The organism is Kitasatospora sp. NPDC004799, assembly GCF_040609095.1.
Lineage (GTDB): Bacteria > Actinomycetota > Actinomycetes > Streptomycetales > Streptomycetaceae > Kitasatospora.
In genome coordinates this window covers 1-17,617 of record NZ_JBEXJK010000161.1, presented here as the reverse complement: position 1 = coordinate 17,617, position 17,617 = coordinate 1, and the positions used below count along the sequence as shown (strand labels likewise).

General features: G+C 73.4%; 13 protein-coding genes, 2 pseudogenes and 1 riboswitch. Of the genes and pseudogenes, 7 read left to right on the top strand and 8 right to left on the bottom strand.

Going from position 1 to position 17,617, the window contains the following annotated elements:
• Nucleotides 1-97, top strand: a pseudogene (locus ABZW03_RS20955) (ABC transporter ATP-binding protein); the annotation flags it as partial.
• 47 nt (nucleotides 98-144) lie between these two features.
• Nucleotides 145-2,703: an FtsX-like permease family protein gene (locus ABZW03_RS20950; protein WP_355260205.1), complete on the top strand. Its 2,559-nt coding sequence runs from the start codon at nucleotides 145-147 to the stop codon at nucleotides 2,701-2,703.
• 179 nt (nucleotides 2,704-2,882) lie between these two features.
• Here ABZW03_RS20950 and ABZW03_RS20945 read toward each other — a convergent pair whose 3' ends face one another.
• From ABZW03_RS20945 to ABZW03_RS20915, 7 genes and pseudogenes are all read right to left on the bottom strand, one after another.
• On the bottom strand, nucleotides 2,883-4,250 hold the full coding sequence (locus ABZW03_RS20945) for an NAD(P)/FAD-dependent oxidoreductase (RefSeq protein ID WP_355260203.1): 1,368 nt from the start codon (nucleotides 4,248-4,250) through the stop codon (nucleotides 2,883-2,885).
• Between the two features lie 429 nt (nucleotides 4,251-4,679).
• Nucleotides 4,680-5,621, bottom strand: a complete 942-nt coding sequence (locus ABZW03_RS20940; protein ID WP_355260200.1) for a Ppx/GppA phosphatase family protein — start codon at nucleotides 5,619-5,621, stop codon at nucleotides 4,680-4,682.
• Nucleotides 5,622-5,803: 182 nt separating this feature from the next.
• Nucleotides 5,804-6,319 (bottom strand): annotated as a pseudogene (locus tag ABZW03_RS20935) (DUF501 domain-containing protein); the annotation flags it as partial.
• Nucleotides 6,291-6,761, bottom strand: a complete 471-nt coding sequence (locus ABZW03_RS20930; RefSeq protein ID WP_355260197.1) for a septum formation initiator family protein — start codon at nucleotides 6,759-6,761, stop codon at nucleotides 6,291-6,293. The pseudogene ABZW03_RS20935 and the gene ABZW03_RS20930, both read right to left, overlap by 29 nt.
• Before the next feature lie 149 nt (nucleotides 6,762-6,910).
• Nucleotides 6,911-8,197, bottom strand: coding sequence for a phosphopyruvate hydratase (gene eno / locus ABZW03_RS20925; protein WP_355260195.1), 1,287 nt, complete (start codon nucleotides 8,195-8,197; stop codon nucleotides 6,911-6,913).
• A 275-nt stretch (nucleotides 8,198-8,472) separates the two neighbouring features.
• Nucleotides 8,473-9,279 carry a transglycosylase family protein gene (locus ABZW03_RS20920; protein WP_355260192.1) on the bottom strand — a complete coding sequence of 269 codons (807 nt, stop codon included), beginning with the start codon at nucleotides 9,277-9,279 and terminating at the stop codon, nucleotides 8,473-8,475.
• A gap of 5 nt (nucleotides 9,280-9,284) precedes the next feature.
• A riboswitch (cyclic di-AMP (ydaO/yuaA leader) is annotated at nucleotides 9,285-9,452 on the bottom strand.
• Nucleotides 9,453-9,661: 209 nt separating this feature from the next.
• Nucleotides 9,662-10,987, bottom strand: coding sequence for a cytochrome P450 (locus ABZW03_RS20915; protein ID WP_355260190.1), 1,326 nt, complete (start codon nucleotides 10,985-10,987; stop codon nucleotides 9,662-9,664).
• A gap of 301 nt (nucleotides 10,988-11,288) precedes the next feature.
• On the opposite strand from ABZW03_RS20915, the gene ABZW03_RS20910 reads away from it, so the two are divergent.
• The gene (locus ABZW03_RS20910) at nucleotides 11,289-11,711 is read left to right on the top strand and encodes an SDR family NAD(P)-dependent oxidoreductase (protein ID WP_355260187.1); all 423 of its coding nucleotides are present in this window, start codon (nucleotides 11,289-11,291) and stop codon (nucleotides 11,709-11,711) included.
• 28 nt (nucleotides 11,712-11,739) lie between these two features.
• Here ABZW03_RS20910 and ABZW03_RS20905 read toward each other — a convergent pair whose 3' ends face one another.
• Complete coding sequence (locus ABZW03_RS20905) at nucleotides 11,740-12,795, bottom strand: MazG family protein (protein ID WP_355260184.1); 1,056 nt, start codon at nucleotides 12,793-12,795, stop codon at nucleotides 11,740-11,742.
• Nucleotides 12,796-12,945: 150 nt separating this feature from the next.
• On the opposite strand from ABZW03_RS20905, the gene ABZW03_RS20900 reads away from it, so the two are divergent.
• The 4 genes from ABZW03_RS20900 to ABZW03_RS20885 form a co-directional block, all read left to right on the top strand.
• Nucleotides 12,946-14,124 (top strand): hypothetical protein, encoded by a 1,179-nt coding sequence (locus ABZW03_RS20900; protein WP_355260182.1) that lies wholly within the window; start codon nucleotides 12,946-12,948, stop codon nucleotides 14,122-14,124.
• Nucleotides 14,112-16,313: a hypothetical protein gene (locus ABZW03_RS20895; RefSeq protein ID WP_355260179.1), complete on the top strand. Its 2,202-nt coding sequence runs from the start codon at nucleotides 14,112-14,114 to the stop codon at nucleotides 16,311-16,313. Before ABZW03_RS20900 ends, ABZW03_RS20895 begins: the two co-directional genes overlap by 13 nt.
• 23 nt (nucleotides 16,314-16,336) lie before the next feature.
• Nucleotides 16,337-17,365, top strand: a complete 1,029-nt coding sequence (locus tag ABZW03_RS20890; protein ID WP_355260176.1) for a MoxR family ATPase — start codon at nucleotides 16,337-16,339, stop codon at nucleotides 17,363-17,365.
• Nucleotides 17,362-17,617 (top strand): hypothetical protein (locus tag ABZW03_RS20885; protein WP_355260174.1); only part of this gene is annotated, 256 nt, incomplete at its 3' end. The genes ABZW03_RS20890 and ABZW03_RS20885, both read left to right, overlap by 4 nt.

Sequence of the window (17,617 nt, the reverse complement as noted above, 5' to 3'; positions counted from 1 at the left end):
CGCCGACGGCCGCATCGTCGACGAACTCCACCAGCCCACCGCCGACACCGTCCTGGACCGCATGCGCCGCTTCGACGCCAAGGGCCGCACCAGCTGACCCAGCCGCAGCCGCAGCCCGCTCACCGACCCTTCCCAGGACACCCCATGTATCGCACCGCACTGCGCAACGTGCTGGCCCACAAGGGCCGACTGCTGATGACGGCACTGGCCGTCATGCTCGGCACGGCCTTCGTGGCCGGAACCATGGTCTTCTCCGACACCTTCGGCAAGGCCATGCGGGACAGCAACTCCAAGAGCTACTCCGACGTCTCGGTCCAGGTGGTGGACCGCACGGCCGGTTCCAGCGCCTCCGCCCGCCAGAAGAGCGAGGGCGGCTCGGCCACCCTCACCGACGCCACCGTCCAGCAGCTGACCGCCCTGCCGGGCACCGCCGCCGCCCGCGGCGTGGTCAGCGGCTTCACCGGCGTGGCCGACAAGAAGGGCCACCTGATCGGCCAGGTCTGGGCCGCCAAGGGCGCCAACTTCGCGCCGGGCCAGGACGGCAAGGACCCGCGCTACCCGATGGCCGAGGGCCAGGGCCCGAAGAACGCCAAGGAGGTCGCGCTCGACCGGAAGACCGCCGACAAGGCGGGCTACAAGGTCGGCGACACCGTCCGGGTCGCCGCCAACGGCCCGGTCGTCGAGGCGAAGCTCACCGGCGTCTTCACCACCGACGACCCGGTCGTGAACACCGGCGGCACGCTGACCCTGTTCGACAAGGCCACCGCCCAGCAGACCCTGCTGGAGCCGGGCCGCTACAGCAGCATCGTGCTCACCGCCAAGCCCAGCACCAGCCAGGACGCCCTGCTCGCCGAGGCCCGGCCCAAGGTGCCCTCCGGCAACCAGTTCGACATCGAGACCGGCGCCAAGCTCAAGGCCGACGAGCAGGAGATGATCACCAAGGGCACCAGCAGCATGCGCACGATGCTCCTGGTCTTCGCCTTCATCTCGCTCTTCGTCGGCATCTTCATCATCGCCAACACCTTCACCATGCTGGTCGCCCAGCGCACCAAGGAGCTGGCCCTGCTGCGCGCCATCGGCGCCAGCCGCAAGCAGGTCACCCGGTCCGTGCTGATCGAGGCCCTGCTGATCGGCACCGTCTCCGCCGCGGCCGGCCTGGTCGCCGGCATCGGGATCGGCGCCGGGATGCAGTCGCTGATCGGCTCGCTGAACGAGAACATGCCGAACGGCTCGCTGGTGATCAAGCCGCTCACCATCGTCGTCACGGTCGTGGTCGGCGTCCTGGTGACGGTCACCTCGGCCCTGCTGCCCGCCGTGCGCGCCGCCCGGATCGCCCCGGTGGCCGCGATGAGCAGCGGTGACCAGCCGGTCTCCCAGAAGAGCCTGGTGGTCCGCAACACGATCGGCTCGGTGCTCGCCGGCGGCGGCCTCGCGCTGATCGGCTACGGCGCCTCCACCGGCAACGACAGCGGCCGGCTGCCGGTCGGCGCCGGCGCCTTCCTGGCCCTGATCGGCGTGTTCGTCCTGCTGCCGCTGCTCTCCCGTCCGGTGGTCGCGCTGGTCGGCCCGCTGCTGCGCGGGCTCGGCGGCACCCCGGGCAAGCTCGCCCAGCAGAACGCGGTGCGCAACCCGCGCCGCACCGCGGCCACCGCCGCCGCGCTGACCATCGGTCTGACCCTGGTCACCGGCCTCACGGTGATCGGCGCCTCGGTCAACGACACCGTCGACCGGGCCGTCACCAGCTCGATGAGGGCCGACTTCATCGTCGGGGCCGCCAACGGCATGAGCCTGTCCGAGCAGGTGCCCGCCCAGATCGCCAAGGCGCCCGGGGTGGCCGCCTCCTCGGCGATGACGACCGCGTTCTGGGAGCTCAACGGCACCACCAAGGCGGTCAACGGCCTGGACGCGGCCGTCCTCGACCAGCTCGCCGACGTCCAGCTGACCAGCGGCTCCACCGCCGGCTTCGGCAAGGGCCAGCTGCTGCTCGACGAGGACGCCGCCAAGAAGCTGAACGCCACCACCGGCTCGGTGCTGAACGTGACCTTCCCGGACGAGTCCACCGGGCAGCTCACCGTCGGCGGCGTCTACAAGGCGGGCGGCATGCTCGGCCCGGTCATGCTGGCCAACAGCGAGATCGCCAAGCACGAGCCGAAGCCGTACATCTCCGACGTCCTGGTCAAGGGCAAGGACGGCGACACCGGCGCCCTCAAGCAGGCGATCACGGACGCCACCGGCGCCAACCCGGTGATCGACGTGAAGTCCAAGCAGGACGTCCGGGACGAGTTCAGCCAGACCATCACCTTCGCGCTCAACCTGATGTACGGCCTGCTGGGGATGGCGGTCCTGATCGCGATCCTGGGCGTGGTCAACACGCTGGCGATGTCGGTCTTCGAGCGCAAGCGCGAGATCGGGATGCTGCGGGCGATCGGCCTGGACCGCGGCGGCATCAAGCGGATGGTCCGGCTGGAGTCCGTGGTGATCTCGCTGTTCGGCGCCGGCATCGGCCTGCTGCTCGGCTGCTTCATCGCCTGGGCGATCAACGGCACCCTGAAGTCCAGCCTCTCCGGCCTGACCACGGTCCTGCCGTACGGCCAGCTGGCGCTGTTCCTGGCGCTGGCCGGGGTGGTCGGCCTGGTGGCCGCGATCTGGCCGGCCCGCCGGGCGTCCAAGCTGGACATCCTGGACTCGATCAAGACCGACTGACCGGTCCCGGAACGAGAAGAGGTCCCCTGCCGGAGGGTTTCGGCAGGGGACCTTCTACTTCTGTACTCCGCCCGGTCGCACGGCCGGCTGAGCACCACGGAGGTCGTGGTCCGGCAACGCTGCCGGGCGGAGGGCCTCCGACTCATACCCCGGTGCTCCCACACCGGGGTCTCAGTCGCTTACTTGCTCGCGAGTTCCTTGTCGGCGGCCGGCTTGGCGGCCTCGACGGGCTTGGTGGGCGGGGTGACCTCCTGGATCGGAAGCTGCGGCTTCTCCATCTGGGAGAGGCCGACCATCTCGCGCTTGAGGAACATCGCGAGCGTCCAGTCGGTGAAGACGCGGACCTTGCGGTTGAAGGTCGGCACCATCGCGCCGTGGTACAGGCGGTGGAACCACCAGGCCGGACGGCCCTTCAGCTTGTACTTGCCGAAGAGGATCGCCACGCCCTTGTGCAGGCCGAGACCGGCGACCGCACCCAGGTTCTTGTGCTTGTACTCCTTCTGCGGGAAGCCGCGCATGCCGGAGATCACGTTGTCGCCGAGGACGACGGCCTGACGGCAGGCGTGCTGCGCGTTCGGCGGGCACCAGGCACCCTCGCCGGCGGCGAGGTCCGGCACCTGGGCGTTGTCGCCGGCGGCCCAGACGTAGTCGAAGCCCTGGACCTGCAGGGTCGGCGCGGTGTCGACGTGGCCGCGCGGGCCCAGCGGGAGGCCGAACTCGGACAGCACCGGGTTGGGCTTCACGCCGGCCGTCCACACGATGGTGGAGGCGTCCATCTCCATGCCGTTCTTCAGCATGACGTGGCCGTCGACGCAGGAGTCCATGGAGGTCTCGATGTAGACCTCGATGTTGCGCTCCTCCAGCCGCTCCTTGGTCCACAGACCGAGGTCCGGGCCCATCTCGGGGAGGATGCGGTTGGCCGCCTCGACCACGACGAAGCGCATGTCGTCACGGCTGACGGTCTTGTACAGCTTGGCCGCGTCGCGGGCCATGTCCTCGATCTCGGCGACCGTCTCGATGCCGGCGAAGCCGCCACCGATCACCACGAAGGTCAGCGCCTTGCGGCGGATCTCCTCGTCCGTGGTGGACTCGGCCTTGTCGAGCTGGGCCATGACGTGGTTGCGGAGGCCGATGGCCTCCTCGACCGTCTTCATGCCGATGCCGTTCTCCGCCAGACCCGGGATCGGGAAGGTGCGGGAGACCGAGCCGGTCGCGACGACCAGGTACTCGAAGGGCAGCTCGTAGCTGTCGCCGGCCGCGGGCTGGATGGTGGCGACCTTGCGGGCGTGGTCGATGCCGGTGACGGACCCGGTCAGCACCTCCGCCTTCTTGAGGGCGCTGCGCAGCGGCGCGACGAGGTTGCGGGGCGCGACGTTGCCGCCGGCCGCCTCGGGGAGGAAGGGCAGGTACGTCATGTACGACCGCGGGTCCACGACCGTGACGGTCGCTTCGCCGTAACGCATCTTCTTGAGGATGCGCATCGCGGCATACAGGCCGACGTAACCACCGCCGACAATGAGGATGCGAGGACGCTCCGTGGTGCTCATATCCGAAAGTATCCAGCACCGTCCGGAGCAGCCTTCGTGAGCCCGGTCACAAGTTGACGGACCCCCCGTGCTACACTGCGCGGCCGCGAAAACGGGCCCGGCGCGGCGACCCCCACCCCTGGACGGCCCCGCGCGGACGCGCACCGGAACACCACCGGCCTGAGCAGCAACGATCCGCACAAGGCCCGGGTTCCCGAGCGTGATTTCGATTTTCAAACCTCAACCGAGGCCTGACCTGCGATCTCATGGGCCACTCCGCCGACGGGCCTTCGGTCCCACATTTCGGACGTAGCGGGCGGGCCGCTGCGGCGAATGGCCGGATCGCCATGTGAAGAAATTCACGAACTTTCCCGCCCGGGTGCGGGCGCGCCCCGGCCCCGGCCCCCCGAAAGGAGGACCGGGGCCGGGGCGGGTAAGCCCCGCACGGGGTCAGCGGGCGATACCCCAGGCGATTCCGTCGAGGATGTCGTGTTCGCTCACGACCACCTCGGCGGCGCCGGTGCGCTCCATGATCTCCAGCAGCTCCAGCGCCCCGGCCGCGATCACGTCCACCCGGCCCGGGTGCATCGACGGGATGGCCGCGCGCTCGGCGTGGGTGGCGGCCAGCAGCTCCCGGGTGATCGCGGCGACCTGGTCCCGGCCGATCCGCGAGTGGTGGATCGCCTCCGAGTCGTAGCCGGGCAGGCCCTGGGCGATCGCGGACACCGTGGTGACCGTCCCGGCCAGGCCCACCAGGGTGGCCGCGCCGGTCAGCGGGACGACCTCCTCGGCCCGGTCCAGCTCGGCGCGCACGTGCGCCCGGGCGGCCGCGACCTGCTCCTCGGAGGGCAGCTCGGCGTCGCCGAAGTACCGCTCGGTGAGCCGCACGCAGCCGATGTCCACCGAGCGCGCCGCCTCCACGTCGTCCATGCCGAGCACGAACTCGGTGGAGCCGCCGCCGAGGTCGAACACCAGGTACGGGCCGGGGAACTGGCTCCCCGTCAGCTCCTTGGTGGCGCCCACGAAGGACAGGTGCGCCTCCTCCTCGCCGCTCACCACCTCGGGCTCGACGCCCAGGATGTCGCGCACGCCCTTGACGTACTCGTCGCTGTTCTCGGCGTCCCGGGAGGCGCTGGTGGCGACGAAGCGGACCCGCTCGGGGCCGACGCCGAAGCCGGAGATGATCTCCTGGTACTCCCGGCAGGCCGCGAAGGTGCGGGCCAGCGCGTCCGGGTGCAGCCGGCCGGTCCGGTCCACGCCCTGGCCCAGCCGGTTGACGATCATCCGGCGGTCCAGGTCGGTGATCTCCCCGGTGTCCGGGTCGAGGTCGGCGACCAGCAGGCGGATCGAGTTGGTGCCGCAGTCGATCGCGGCCACCCGGGTCGTGCTCACTCGGACTCCCGCTCGGTCGCGGCGTCCTCGGCGGCGGCGCCCTCGGTCGCGGCGTCCTCGGCGGCGCGCTTCTTCGCGGCCCGCTCGGCGGTCTTCCGCTCCTTGGCGGCGATCACGGCCTCGTGGTCCTGCTCCTTGGCGCGGTTGCGGGCCACCCGCTCACCGGCGGCCTCGACCTCGGCCGGGGAGACGCACGGGCCCTTGGCCCACCAGTCCTCCAGCATGCCGAGCGCCTCGTCGCCGAGCGGGTTGACGCCCTCGCCGGCCGCCAGCGAGTGGCCGACCAGCACGTGCAGGCACTTCACCCGGTCCGGCATGCCGCCGGCGCTCGGGAAGCCCTCCAGCACCTCGATCGCGTCGCGCCGGGCGATGTAGTCCTCGTGCGCCTTCTGGTAGGCGGCGGCCAGCTCCGGGTCCTCGGCGAGCCGGGCGCTCTGGTCCTTCATCACGCCCTCCGCCTCCAGGGTGCCGATCAGCGAGGCGGCCTTGGGGCAGGTCAGGTAGTAGAGCGTGGGGAACGGCGTGCCGTCCGGCAGCCGGGGGGCCGTCTCCACGACGTCCGGGTTGCCGCAGGGGCAGCGGTGCGCCACGCCGCGCAGGCCGCGCGGCACCCGGCCGAGCTGGGCGGCGATGGCCGCGACGTCGGCGTCGGAGACGGTGGGGTGGTTCTCAGTGGTCATGGGGGGAGGTGTCTCCAACGGGGGACGGTGGGAGGGGTAGGGGGGTGGCGGGGGCCGCCGCGGCGGTGTCGGCGGCGTCCACCGAGTCCCAGATGCTGGCGTACCAGGGCTTGGCGCCCTGCGCCGTACTGCCGGGAGGGGCGGGCGCGGCGGCGGGCCCGGCGGACCTGGCGGCCTGGCCGGCCGGGTCCACCGCGATGTACGGGGTCTCCCCCGGCACCGCGTAGTGCAGCCGGGCGCGGGCCTGCGCCTTGACGTACTCCGGGTCCTGCCAGCGGGCCTTCTCCCGGCGCAGCTGCTCGACCTGCTGGCGCGCGTGGTCGGCCTTCGCCCGCTGGGCGGAGATCTCGGCGCGCTGGGAGATGAACTGCCGCGTCGGGTAGGCGAGGATCGCCACCAGCGAGCAGAGCACCAGGACGAGGACGGTCGCCCGGCTCGTGAACCGGGGCCGGGCCGCCAAGCCCGGGATCCTCCAGCCAGCCATCTCCCGCATCCCCTCCTGGTCGCGACGGTGCCCCGCCGTCCACCCTACGGGGTGAACGGCGGGGCACCGGTCAGGCGTGCGCCACCGGGAGCGCCGAGCCCTCGGGCCGGACGGGCCCGGGGCCGTCAGCCCTCGTGCTTGAAGCGCGGGAAGGCGCCGCGGCCGGCGTACTCGGCGGCGTCGTCGAGGATCTCCTCGATGCGCAGCAGCTGGTTGTACTTGGCGACGCGCTCGGAGCGGGCCGGGGCGCCGGTCTTGATCTGGCCGCAGTTGGTGGCGACGGCCAGGTCGGCGATGGTGACGTCCTCGGTCTCGCCGGAGCGGTGCGACATCATGCAGCGGTAGCCGTTGCGCTGGGCCAGCTCGACGGCGTCCAGGGTCTCGGTCAGCGAGCCGATCTGGTTCACCTTCACCAGCAGCGCGTTGGCGGTGCCGGTCTCGATGCCGCGGGCCAGGCGGGCCGGGTTGGTGACGAACAGGTCGTCGCCGACCAGCTGGACCTTGTCGCCCAGCTTGTCGGTCATGGCCTTCCAGCCGTCCCAGTCCGACTCGTCCAGCGGGTCCTCGATGGAGACCAGCGGGTAGGCGGCGACCAGCTCGGCGTAGTACTCAATGAGCTCGGCCGAGGTGAGGTCCTTGCCCTCGAACTGGTAGGCGCCGTCCTCGTAGAACTCGGAGGAGGCGACGTCCAGGGCCAGCGCGACGTCGCGGCCGGGCACGTAGCCGGCCTTCTGGATGGCCTCGACGATGAGGTCCAGGGCCTCGCGGTTGGAGTCCAGGTTCGGGGCGAAGCCGCCCTCGTCGCCCAGACCGGTGGACAGGCCGCGCTCCTTCAGCACGCCCTTGAGCGTGTGGTAGACCTCGACGCCCCAGCGGACGGCCTCGGAGAAGGACTCCGCGCCGATCGGGGCGATCATGAACTCCTGGATGTCGACGTTGGAGTCCGCGTGCGACCCGCCGTTGAGGATGTTCATCATCGGGACCGGCAGGACGTGCGCGTTCGGGCCGCCCAGGTAGCGGAACAGCGGCAGGTCGCTGGCCTCGGAGGCGGCGTGCGCGACGGCCAGCGAGACGCCCAGGATGGCGTTGGCGCCGAGCGAGGACTTGTCCGGGGTGGCGTCCAGGTCCAGCATGGCCTGGTCGATCAGGCGCTGCTCGGTGGCGTCGTAGCCGACGAGCTCCGGGCCGATCTGCTCGATGACGGCGAGGACGGCCTTCTCGACGCCCTTGCCGAAGTAGCGGTTCTTGTCGCCGTCGCGCAGCTCCAGCGCCTCGAAGGCGCCGGTGGAGGCACCCGACGGGACAGCGGCACGACCCGTGCTGCCGTCGTCGAGGCCGACCTCGACCTCGACCGTGGGGTTGCCGCGCGAGTCGAGGATCTCACGGGCTACGACGACATCGATGGACGGCACGAGGCATCTCCTTGCGGAAGCAGGGTCCGGTCTGACGGGGTGCTGTCAGCAGGACGATTGCGGAGTCGTTACGACCAGAGCCTAACCGCCCGGGCTCCCGGGGCCACGTCCGCCTCGGTTCCGTCTCAGCGTGTGGCCGCCCTACCCACCGGTAGTTCACCTGCTTGTCCCAGCTCGTCCCCCCGGAGCGGGCGAATGCGGACGAAGGGGGCCGGTAGGGCCGGCCCCCTTCGCGCGGCGGGAGACCAGGGGCTCCCGAAGTCGAGTGCGTCGGCTCAGCCGAGGTTCAGCACCTGGCCGGGCATGATCAGGTCCGGGTTGCCGCCGATCGTGCCGCGGTTGCCGTCGTACAGCGCCTGCCAGCCGCCGGACACGCCCTGGGCGGCGGCGATGTTCGACAGGGTGTCACCGGAGCGGACGGTGTAGTCGTGGCCCGTGGCCTGCGCGGCCTGGGCCGGCTGGGCCGCGCGCGGGGCGGCGTGCTTCGGGGTGTACTGCTGGACCGGCTTCTCGGCGGGCTGCTCGGCCTGCTTGGGAGCGGCGTGCTTCGGGGCGTACTGCTGGACCGGCTGCGGGGCCTGCTTCGCGACCGGCTTCTCGGCCGGCTTGGCGACGGGCTTCGGGGCCTGCTGCTTCGGGGCCTGCTGCTTGGGGGCGGACTGCGGCTTGGTGTCCGAGGAGGTGTCGACCACGGCCGGGGCGCCGCCCTTGGTCAGGCCGGCCTTCTGGGAGCAGACCGGCCAGGCGCCCGGGCCCTGCGAGGCCAGGACCTTCTCGGCGACCGAGATCTGCTGGGCCTTGCTGGCCTGGTTGGCCTGCGCCGCGTAGGCGGTGCCGCCGTACGCCTTCCAGGTGCTGGAGGTGAACTGCAGGCCGCCGTAGAAGCCGTTGCCGGTGTTGATGCTCCAGTTGCCGCCGCTCTCGCACTGGGCGACGGCGTCCCAGGTGGAGGCCGGGGCGGCGGAGGCGCCGGCGGCGGTGAGGAGCGGCATCGCGAGTCCGACGCCGGCCACACCGGCGACGGCGATGGCCTTCTCGGCCTGGGTGCGACGACGGTGACGGCCAGTTCCAACGAACAGCATGAAGAGGTCCCTCTCCGCACGCCTGCGAGGTGAGCTGTCGGGTTCGGACCGGGAGGTGGCCCGGCCGCCGTACGCGGAGACGATTCCGCTCGGGCGGCTTCACCCCAAGCCGTGGGAGACGGCAACAAACCTGGTTCCCCCGCCCCTGCCCAGGGTTCTGGTCGGTTTCCCGTGGCGCGGCGGGCAGGATTCGGCGTTCCGCGCACGGGGTCCGCAGCTGCGGACTCCAGGGAGAGTAGACAGATCATCAGAGCAATCACAAGCTCATATCATCGATATCACACGACAATTACGGCCCGTGTCCGATCGCCTACCAACGGCGGCGATATGTCCGGATTGATGGTCGTTCACACCCCGCCGGAGGGCGGTCGGCGACTCCTCGTCAGCGTGTCGGGGCCTGCGGAGGGGCGTGCGGGGAGCGGCTCTCCGGGCTGAATTCCACCGGGAGTTCGCGCAGGCCACGCATGATCAGACCACCGCGCCAGCGCAGGTTCTCCGGGCTTTCCGCGAGCCGCAGATCGGGCAGCCGCGAGAGCAGCGTGGCCAGCGCGGCGCGCCCCTCCAGCCGGGCGAGCGGCGCGCCGATGCAGTAGTGGATGCCGTGCCCGAAGCCCAGGTGGGGGTTGTCCTTCCGGGCCAGGTCCAGGGTGTTCTCGGCGGCGAACCGGGCCGGGTCGCGGTCCGCCGCGGCCAGCACCACCAGCACCGGGTCGCCGACCGGGATGTCCACCCCGCCGATGGTCAGCGGACGGGTCGCGAACCGCCAGGTCGCCAGCTCCACCGGCCCGTCGTAGCGCAGGAGTTCCTCGATCCCGGTCTCCAGCAGCGCGCTCTCCCCGCGCGCCACCGACTCCTGCAGCAGCGCCCGCTGCCCGGGGTTGCGCAGCAGCGCGTACGTGCCGTTGCCGATCAGGTTCACCGTCGTCTCGAAGCCGGCGAACAGGAGGATGAAGGCCATCGCCGCGGCCTCGTTCTCGGTCAGGTGCTCGCCGTGGTCACTGGCCCGGATCAGGCCCGAGATCAGGTCGTCCCCGAGGTCCGCGCGCTTGCGGTGGATCAGCTCCAGCAGGTACGCCCGCATCCGCTTCACCGCCCGCCCCACGCCGCCGCGTTGGCCGCCGCCGTGTCCCGGCTTCGTGTGTCGCAGCATCATCCCGGCCCAGTCGCGGAAGTCGTCCTGGTCCTCGGACGGCACCCCGAGCAGGTCGCAGATCGCGTAGATCGGGAGCGGGAAGGCGAACTCGTGGATCAGGTCCGCCGAACCGCGCTGCGCGAAGCCGTCGATCAGCCGGTCGGTGAGCTGCTGCACCCGCGGCTCGAACTCGGCCACCCGGCGCGGGGTGAACGCCTTCGACACCAGCCGGCGCAGCCGGGTGTGGTCCGGCGGGTCGATGTTCAGCAGGTGGGTCATCAGGTCCGCCTGCCGCTCCCCCGGGATGCCCACCCGGCCGGTGCGGTGCGCCTGCTCGCTGTGGTGCGCCGGGTTCTTCGACAGCCGGCTGTCCGCGAGCGCCTGCCGGGCGTCCGCGTACCGGGTCACCAGCCAGGCCTCGACGCCGCTCGGCAGCGTGGTGCGGTGCACCGGGGCGTGCTCGCGCAGCCAGGCGTAGGCGGGGTACGGGTCGGCGGCGAACTCCCAGGTGAACAGCTCCGGGGCGGGGGCGTCGGAGGGCGCGGCGGGGCGGGCGGGGTCGGGCTGAGCTGGCATGGACCGACGGTATCCGGTGCGGCGGGCCCGCCCTCCCTCCGGCGGGCCGGGTCCGGTGCGCCGACGGCCGGCGGCCGGGCCGTGGGCGGTCAGGTGGCCGGCCGGTGGCCGGACGACGACCGGTCGATGGCCGGGCCGTGGACGGCTCTTGGCCGGCGCTTGGCCGACTCCTGGCCACGGGGCGGGCGTGAGTCTGGTCACCTGAGGGGTAATCCCTGTTGCGGGGGGTCAGGACGTGCCTACGATCCTCCGCAGTACGCGTGGGCGCCGGTGCGGTGTCGTCCACAGGGAGGAGCAGACCATGCGGGTCAGCGGGTCAGTCGTCGTCGTCGCGGTCCTCGACGGCGGGTCGGGCGCGGGCCTCGCCCGCAGGTTCGCCGCGGCCGGCACCGCCGGCATGCTGATCGCCGACCAGCACGTCGGCATCGCCGAGGACCTCGCCGCCGAACTCGACCGGCCGGGCTGCCCCGTCGTCGGCGTCTGCGGCGACATCCGCCGCCCCAGCGACGTCGCCGCCCTCGTGGACACCGCCGAGAAGCACCTCGGCCCGATCGACCTGTTCGCCGTGGCCGGGCCGGGCGGCGAGCGGATCATCTCGCTGGCCGAGCTGCCCGACCACCTCGACCTGGAGCGGCTCGCCGAGCTCGTCGTCCTGGTCGGCGAGGCCATCGGCGAGCTCGTCCAGCCGCAGCCGCGCCCGGAGCCCGCCGCCACCGCGGCCTGAGCGCCGCCCGGCGGGCTCCCCGGCCCGCCTACTCGCCGTCCGGCTTCCCGTCCGGCTCCAGGCCCTCGGCCGCGCGCACCGCGTCCCGGTAGCCGCGCGCGGCCGACCGCAGCGCCGCGTCCACGTCCACCCCGGCGTCGTGCGCCCGCTGCGCCACCGCGAGCAGCAGCCGGCCCGCCGAGTCGGCGGTCAGCTCGGCCGGCAGCTCGTACGGCTCGTCCGGCACCCCGGTGAAGCCCGCCCGGCGCACCCGGGAGACCAGCTTCGCCGCGTACGCCAGCGCGGGCAGCCCGGCCGGCACGCCGTCCAGCACCGACTCGCGGTCCGCCTTCTCGGCCGCCTTCAGCTGCTCCCAGGTCTCCTCCACCTCGGCGGCGCCGCCGGCCTCGGCGTCCCCGAACACGTGCGGGTGCCGGTACACCAGCTTCTCGACGATGTCCCCGGCCACGTCGTCGACGGTGAACGGCTCGGTGGGGTGCTCCTCGGCGATCCGGGAGTGGAAGAACACCTGCAGCAGGACGTCGCCCAGCTCCTCGCGCAGCGTCGCCCGGTCCCCCTCCTCGATCGCCTCGACCAGCTCGTACGCCTCCTCGACCAGGTACTTCACCAGGCTCTCGTGCGTCTGCTCGGCGTCCCAGGGGCAGCCGCCCGGGGAGCGCAGCCGGTCCATCACCGTCACCAGGTCCAGCAGCCGCGAGCCCGGCAGGTCGTACGAGCCGGGCAGCACCTCGATCTCGGGCACCTCGCCGGCGTGCTCCACCGCGAGCCGCGCCAGCGCGTCCGTCAGCCCCGGGTCCCCGTCCGGGCCGCCCAGCCACACCGTCGGGCCGGCCCCGGCCGGCTGCCCGGTCAGCAGCCGGGCCAGCGCGGGCGCCGAGCCGGCCGGCACCACCTCGACCTCGACCCCGGCCTGCCGCACCGCCGCCAGCTGCGGGTGCCCCTCGTCCCCGGCCAGCACCCGCCCCGCCGACCGCAGGGCCTCCCAGGCCGGCCACGCCAGCAGGCCGGGGGCCACCCGGTGGGTGGTGGTCAGCAGGATCAGCTTCGCGCCCGGGGTACGGGTCGGCACGGCGTTCGTCGTCACACCCCGAACCTACTCCCCGCCGGACCCGCGGCCGTCCGGACCGTTCCCCTCCTTTCCCGTACAGGTGCGGTGACCCGTCGTTAAACTCGGCCGCACCACGCGGTCCGAACGCCTGCCGGGGCGGCCGGACCAGGAACACTGGGGGGACCGATGACGCACTCGGTGGTGTTCGTCCACGGCACCGGAGTCCGCGCCGACTCCTATCTCAAGACGCTCGAAGCCGTCGAGCGGGGCCTGCGGACCGCGGCCCCGGGGGCCGGCGTGCACGGCTGCTTCTGGGGCGAGGCGATGGGGGCCGACCTGACCCTCGGCGGCGCGTCGATCCCCGACCACCTCCCCCGGGAGGCCGACCGCGCCGAGCGGGCCGAGGTCGCCGCCTGGGCCGTCCTGCACCGCGACCCCTGGCACGAGCTGCGGCTGCTCGCCCTGCGCACCCCGCCGGAACCGGCCCGCGGCTTCTCCCGCGCCGAGCCGCCGTCCGCCGTGTTCGAACGCCGGATCACCGGCTACCGGCCCGGCCCGGAGCTGGCCGCGGCGCTGCGCGGACGCGGGCTGGAGGAGCACTTCGGAGCCGCGCTGGACGAGCTCCGCCACTCCCCCGAACTGCGCGACGCGGCCGCCACCGCCGACCGCGACGGCGACGAGCACCGCCGGGCCGCCGCCCGCGGTCTGCTCGCCGCCACCCTCGCCCGGGCCCGCCGCGCCGGGCTCGACGTCCCGGACGGCACCGCCCGGGACCACCTGATGGCGCTCCTCGCGAGCGAGCTGGAGACGGACAGCCGCTCGCTCACCGGGGCCGCGAAGAAGTTCCTCGCCGCGCCGTTCCTGCACGCCCTGACCTGGCAGGGCCGGCGCACCCGGGACGGGCGCAACGACCCCGCGCTGCAGGCGGCCGGCGACATCCTGCGCTACCAGGCCCGCGGCCAGGGCGTCCGCGACCTGATCCGGCAGCACGTCGACCACGCCCCCGGGGACTCGGTCACCCTGGTCGCCCACAGCCTCGGCGGGGTCGCCTGCGTCGACCTGCTCATGCGGGAACGGCTGCCGAAGGTGGACCGGCTGATCACCGTCGGCTCCCAGGCGCCGTTCTTCCACGAGCTCGGCGCCCTGGTCTCGCTCGCCCCGGGCGAGCCGCCGACCGCGCACTTCACCCGCCGCTGGCTCAACGTGTACGACCCCCGCGACCTGCTGTCGTTCCGCGCCGCGACCGTCTTCCCCGACCACGCCCACGACGTGCGGGTCGACAACGGCCAGCCCTTCCCGCTGTCGCACTCCGCGTACTGGAGCAACCCGCAGGTCTGGGAGGCCGTCCGGACATGGCTGGCCTGACGGCCGATCCGGCCCGGGTCCACGCCATCGTGGTCGGGCTGGAGGGCTACCCCGGTGCCGCGCTGGATGGCCCGGTCGCGGACGCGCTGGCCTTCGTCGCCTGGCTGCGCGGCCACGGCGTGCCGCCCGGGAACATCGCCCTGTGGCTGTTCCCCCGGGAACGGAACCGGGACGCGGCCGAGCGCGCCGCCCGGGACCACCGGGTCCCGGTGAGCTGGGCGACCGCCGACGACTCCACCCGGCTCATGGACACGCTCCGCGACCCGCGGGAGGGCGACGTCCTCTACGTCTACTGGGCCGGCCACGGCGTGACGGCCCAGCAGGACCGCCGGCTGCTGATGCTGCCGAGCGACCCCGACCGCACCGCGCGCTGGCTGCACACCCAGGAGTTCTACGAGGTCCTGTCGGACCCGGCCGTGTGCCGCTTCGGGCACCAGGTGTTCCTGCTCGACGTCTGCGCGACGTACGCCGAACGGCGGCTCGACGGGGAACCGGTGCCGCTCTCCTTCGGGGCCTACCGGCGCACCGTGGTGCCGCAGTTCGTCATCCACGCCACCGCCGCCGACCAGGTCGCCCTGGAGGCCGACGGCCGCGGCCGGTTCTCCCGGACCGTCGTCGACTGGCTGGCGGCCCAGGACGCGCTGCTCCCGGACCTGCCCGCCCTCGCCGCCCACCTCACCGACCGCTTCCCTCCCGACGGCGACGGACAGACCCCGACCGTGCTGGTGCGCGACTGGGACCTCAACGTCCGCGAGCACCGCCCCGCCCCGACCGCCCCGGAGCCCGACCGCGAGCTGCTGGAGAGCCTGCGCAAGGAACTGCTCAGCGGCTCCGACGCCCTGCCGCCGGGGACCACCGACCGCCTGGCCGACGCGCTCCGGCTCCGCCACACCGGCGCCGGGGACTCCGCCGAGCGGCTCGCCGGGGTGCTCCTGCGGCACCGGCGCGCCCTGGCGACCCTGCTCGACGTCCTCGGCCCCGCGGACCGGCAGCGGGCCCGCCGGCTGCTGCGGGTCGGCACGTTCCTGCACCTGCGCCGCCACCCCGTCCGGGTGCTGTCGGACGCCGAGCACCGGCGGATCTCCGACCTCCTCGGAGCCCTGCCCGCGCTGACCGCCGGCGAGGTGGCCCGCGGCCTGGCCGCGCTGACCGCCGCCGACCAGGCCACCGCCCCGGACGGCCTCGGCGGCCCGGAGCTGGCGCTGTGGCGGATCGACCGGCTCGACCGGCTGGAGCTGCGCTTCCGCGACAGCCCGGCGCCGGTGCTGCCGCCGGTCGTGGAGGCCCTGGAGGCCCTGGCCGTGCTGCCGGCCGCCGCGCCCGTCGCCCAGGAGGTCCGGCGGCTGGCCGAACGGGTCGTGGAGCGGCTGACCGTCTCCTCCGAGGCGCTCGACCTCGTCCGCACCACCGCCGAGCAGCGGGCCGCCCGGCCGGGCCGGGAGCCCCGCGTGGTGGTCCGGCTGGAACGCTACGACGAGGACGGCAAGTTCCTCTGCTACGTCTCGGTCGACCGCGGCGACGGGCAGCTGACCCTGGTGTCGGAGGGCTCCGACCTGCCGTGCGACCAGCACGAGGTGGTCGAGCGCATCCTGCTCGCGAACCGCTCCCTCGGGCCGGCCGGCGGCGGCAGCGAGCAGCTGATCGAGGTGGTCCTCGACAACACCGACCTGGACCTCGACGTCGCCGACTGGCGCGGCGGCCCCGACGACGGCCTGCCGACCGTCCTGGGCTGGGAGTACCCCGTGGTGATCCGCTCGGTCGACGTCCGGGCGGGCGAGGCCGAGGTCCGACGCCGCTGGGACGCCCGGAACGCCGCCCCGGTGCGGCTGCGCGACGCGGACGCCGCCGACCTCGGCTTCTACCGGACGCTCGTCCACCAGCGGACCGCCTCCCGCGCGCTCGTCCAGACCGGCCCGCCCGACCGGGTCCGCGCCGCGCAGATGGCCATCGCCGTGGGCTACCCCATCGTGTGCTGGGACGCCGGCGCCACCGCCGAGGTCCCCGACGCCCACTTCGACCCGCTCGACCCGGCCGGCGAACCGGAGGACCTGCCCGAACGGGTCCGCGCCTGCCGCTGCGACCCGCCGCACCCGCCCCCGGCGCCCCCCGCGCCCCGGCGGCCCGTCCTGGTCTGGCAGCACCCCGGCCGCCCGCTCGACCACGCCCTGACCACCACCCGCCACACCTGAACCACGAAACGAGCAGAGGACGCATGACCACTCAGTCCACACCGCCGACGCCGGCCGAGACCGGCGCGGAGGACCCCTCCTGGCGGGTCTTCCACGGCGACGGCCGGCAGGAGCGGGTCGAGCTGCCCCCGCCCCCGCCCTGGCGGCGCTTCGCCCTGGCCGCGTCCGACGGGGCGGACCGGCCCGCCCCCGCCGACGGGTACCCCGACCGCCCGTACGTCCTGCACGACCAGACCCAGATCGACGTCATCAACGCGGCCATCTACCTGCGCCGGCCGCTGCTGGTGACCGGGCGCCCCGGCACCGGCAAGTCCTCGCTGGCCCACGAGATCGCGCGCGAACTCGACCTCGGCCAGGTGCTGCACTGGCCGGTCAACAGCCGCTCCACCCTGCAGGACGCGCTCTACCGCTACGACGCCATCGGCCGCCTCCAGCACAGCGGGCTGAACCGGGAGGACGCCGACCGGTCGGCCGACGCGGCCGAGGACATCGGCCTGTTCCTGCGGCTCGGCCCGCTCGGCACCGCCCTCGTCCCCACCGACCGGCCCCGGGTGCTGCTGATCGACGAGCTCGACAAGGGCGACCTCGACCTGCCCAACGACCTGCTCACGGTCTTCGAGGAGGGCGTCTTCGAGATCCCCGAGCTGTCCCGGCTGCCCCAGGGCCGCGACGTCGTCACCGTCACCACCGCCGACCGCAACGGGCGGACCCCCGTCACCCGGGGCACCGTCACCTGCACCCAGTTCCCCGTCGTGGTCATCACGACCAACGGGGAACGCGACTTCCCGCCCGCCTTCCTGCGGCGCTGCGTGCCGCTCTACCTGAAGGACCCGGCCGAGGAGCAGCTCCGCGAGATCATCCAGGCGCACCTGACCGACGTCGAGAGCAGCCGGATCGACGACCTGGTCAAGGAGTTCCTCGACCGGCGGGCCGTCGACGAGCTCGCCACCGACCAGATCCTCAACGCGGTCTTCCTGCGCGCCGGCGGGGCCCGGGTCGCCCCGCAGGGCCTGATGAAGGCCGTGCTGCACGCGCTCAACAAGGTCCGGTGACCGTGTACCGGCGGTTGCGGGCGGCCCTGAGCGGCACGGCGGTCGAGCTCACCCCGGAGGAGGCCCTGGACGCGTTCTGGCTGGCCACCCACCTCCCGGCCGGAGCGGCCGCCCCGATCGTCCGCACCCTGGCCGGGCCCGAGCCGGACGACCGGGCCGCAACCGCGGCCGCCGGCGCCGGACCGGTCCGCCCGCACCCGCCGGTCAAACCCGCCGCGGACCACCCCGGACTGCACGCCACCGAACCACCGC

What these genes read in the sequence shown, in the direction of transcription:
- ABZW03_RS20900 (WP_355260182.1), top strand. Translation starts at nt 12,946, where the DNA reads ATGACGCACTCGGTGGTGTTCGTCCACGGCACCGGAGTCCGCGCCGAC.
- ABZW03_RS20915 (WP_355260190.1), bottom strand. Translation starts at nt 10,987, where the DNA reads ATGCCAGCTCAGCCCGACCCCGCCCGCCCCGCCGCGCCCTCCGACGCC.
- ABZW03_RS20890 (WP_355260176.1), top strand. Translation starts at nt 16,337, where the DNA reads ATGACCACTCAGTCCACACCGCCGACGCCGGCCGAGACCGGCGCGGAG.
- ABZW03_RS20895 (WP_355260179.1), top strand. Translation starts at nt 14,112, where the DNA reads ATGGCTGGCCTGACGGCCGATCCGGCCCGGGTCCACGCCATCGTGGTC.
- ABZW03_RS20920 (WP_355260192.1), bottom strand. Translation starts at nt 9,279, where the DNA reads ATGCTGTTCGTTGGAACTGGCCGTCACCGTCGTCGCACCCAGGCCGAG.
- ABZW03_RS20945 (WP_355260203.1), bottom strand. Translation starts at nt 4,250, where the DNA reads ATGAGCACCACGGAGCGTCCTCGCATCCTCATTGTCGGCGGTGGTTAC.
- ABZW03_RS20910 (WP_355260187.1), top strand. Translation starts at nt 11,289, where the DNA reads ATGCGGGTCAGCGGGTCAGTCGTCGTCGTCGCGGTCCTCGACGGCGGG.
- ABZW03_RS20950 (WP_355260205.1), top strand. Translation starts at nt 145, where the DNA reads ATGTATCGCACCGCACTGCGCAACGTGCTGGCCCACAAGGGCCGACTG.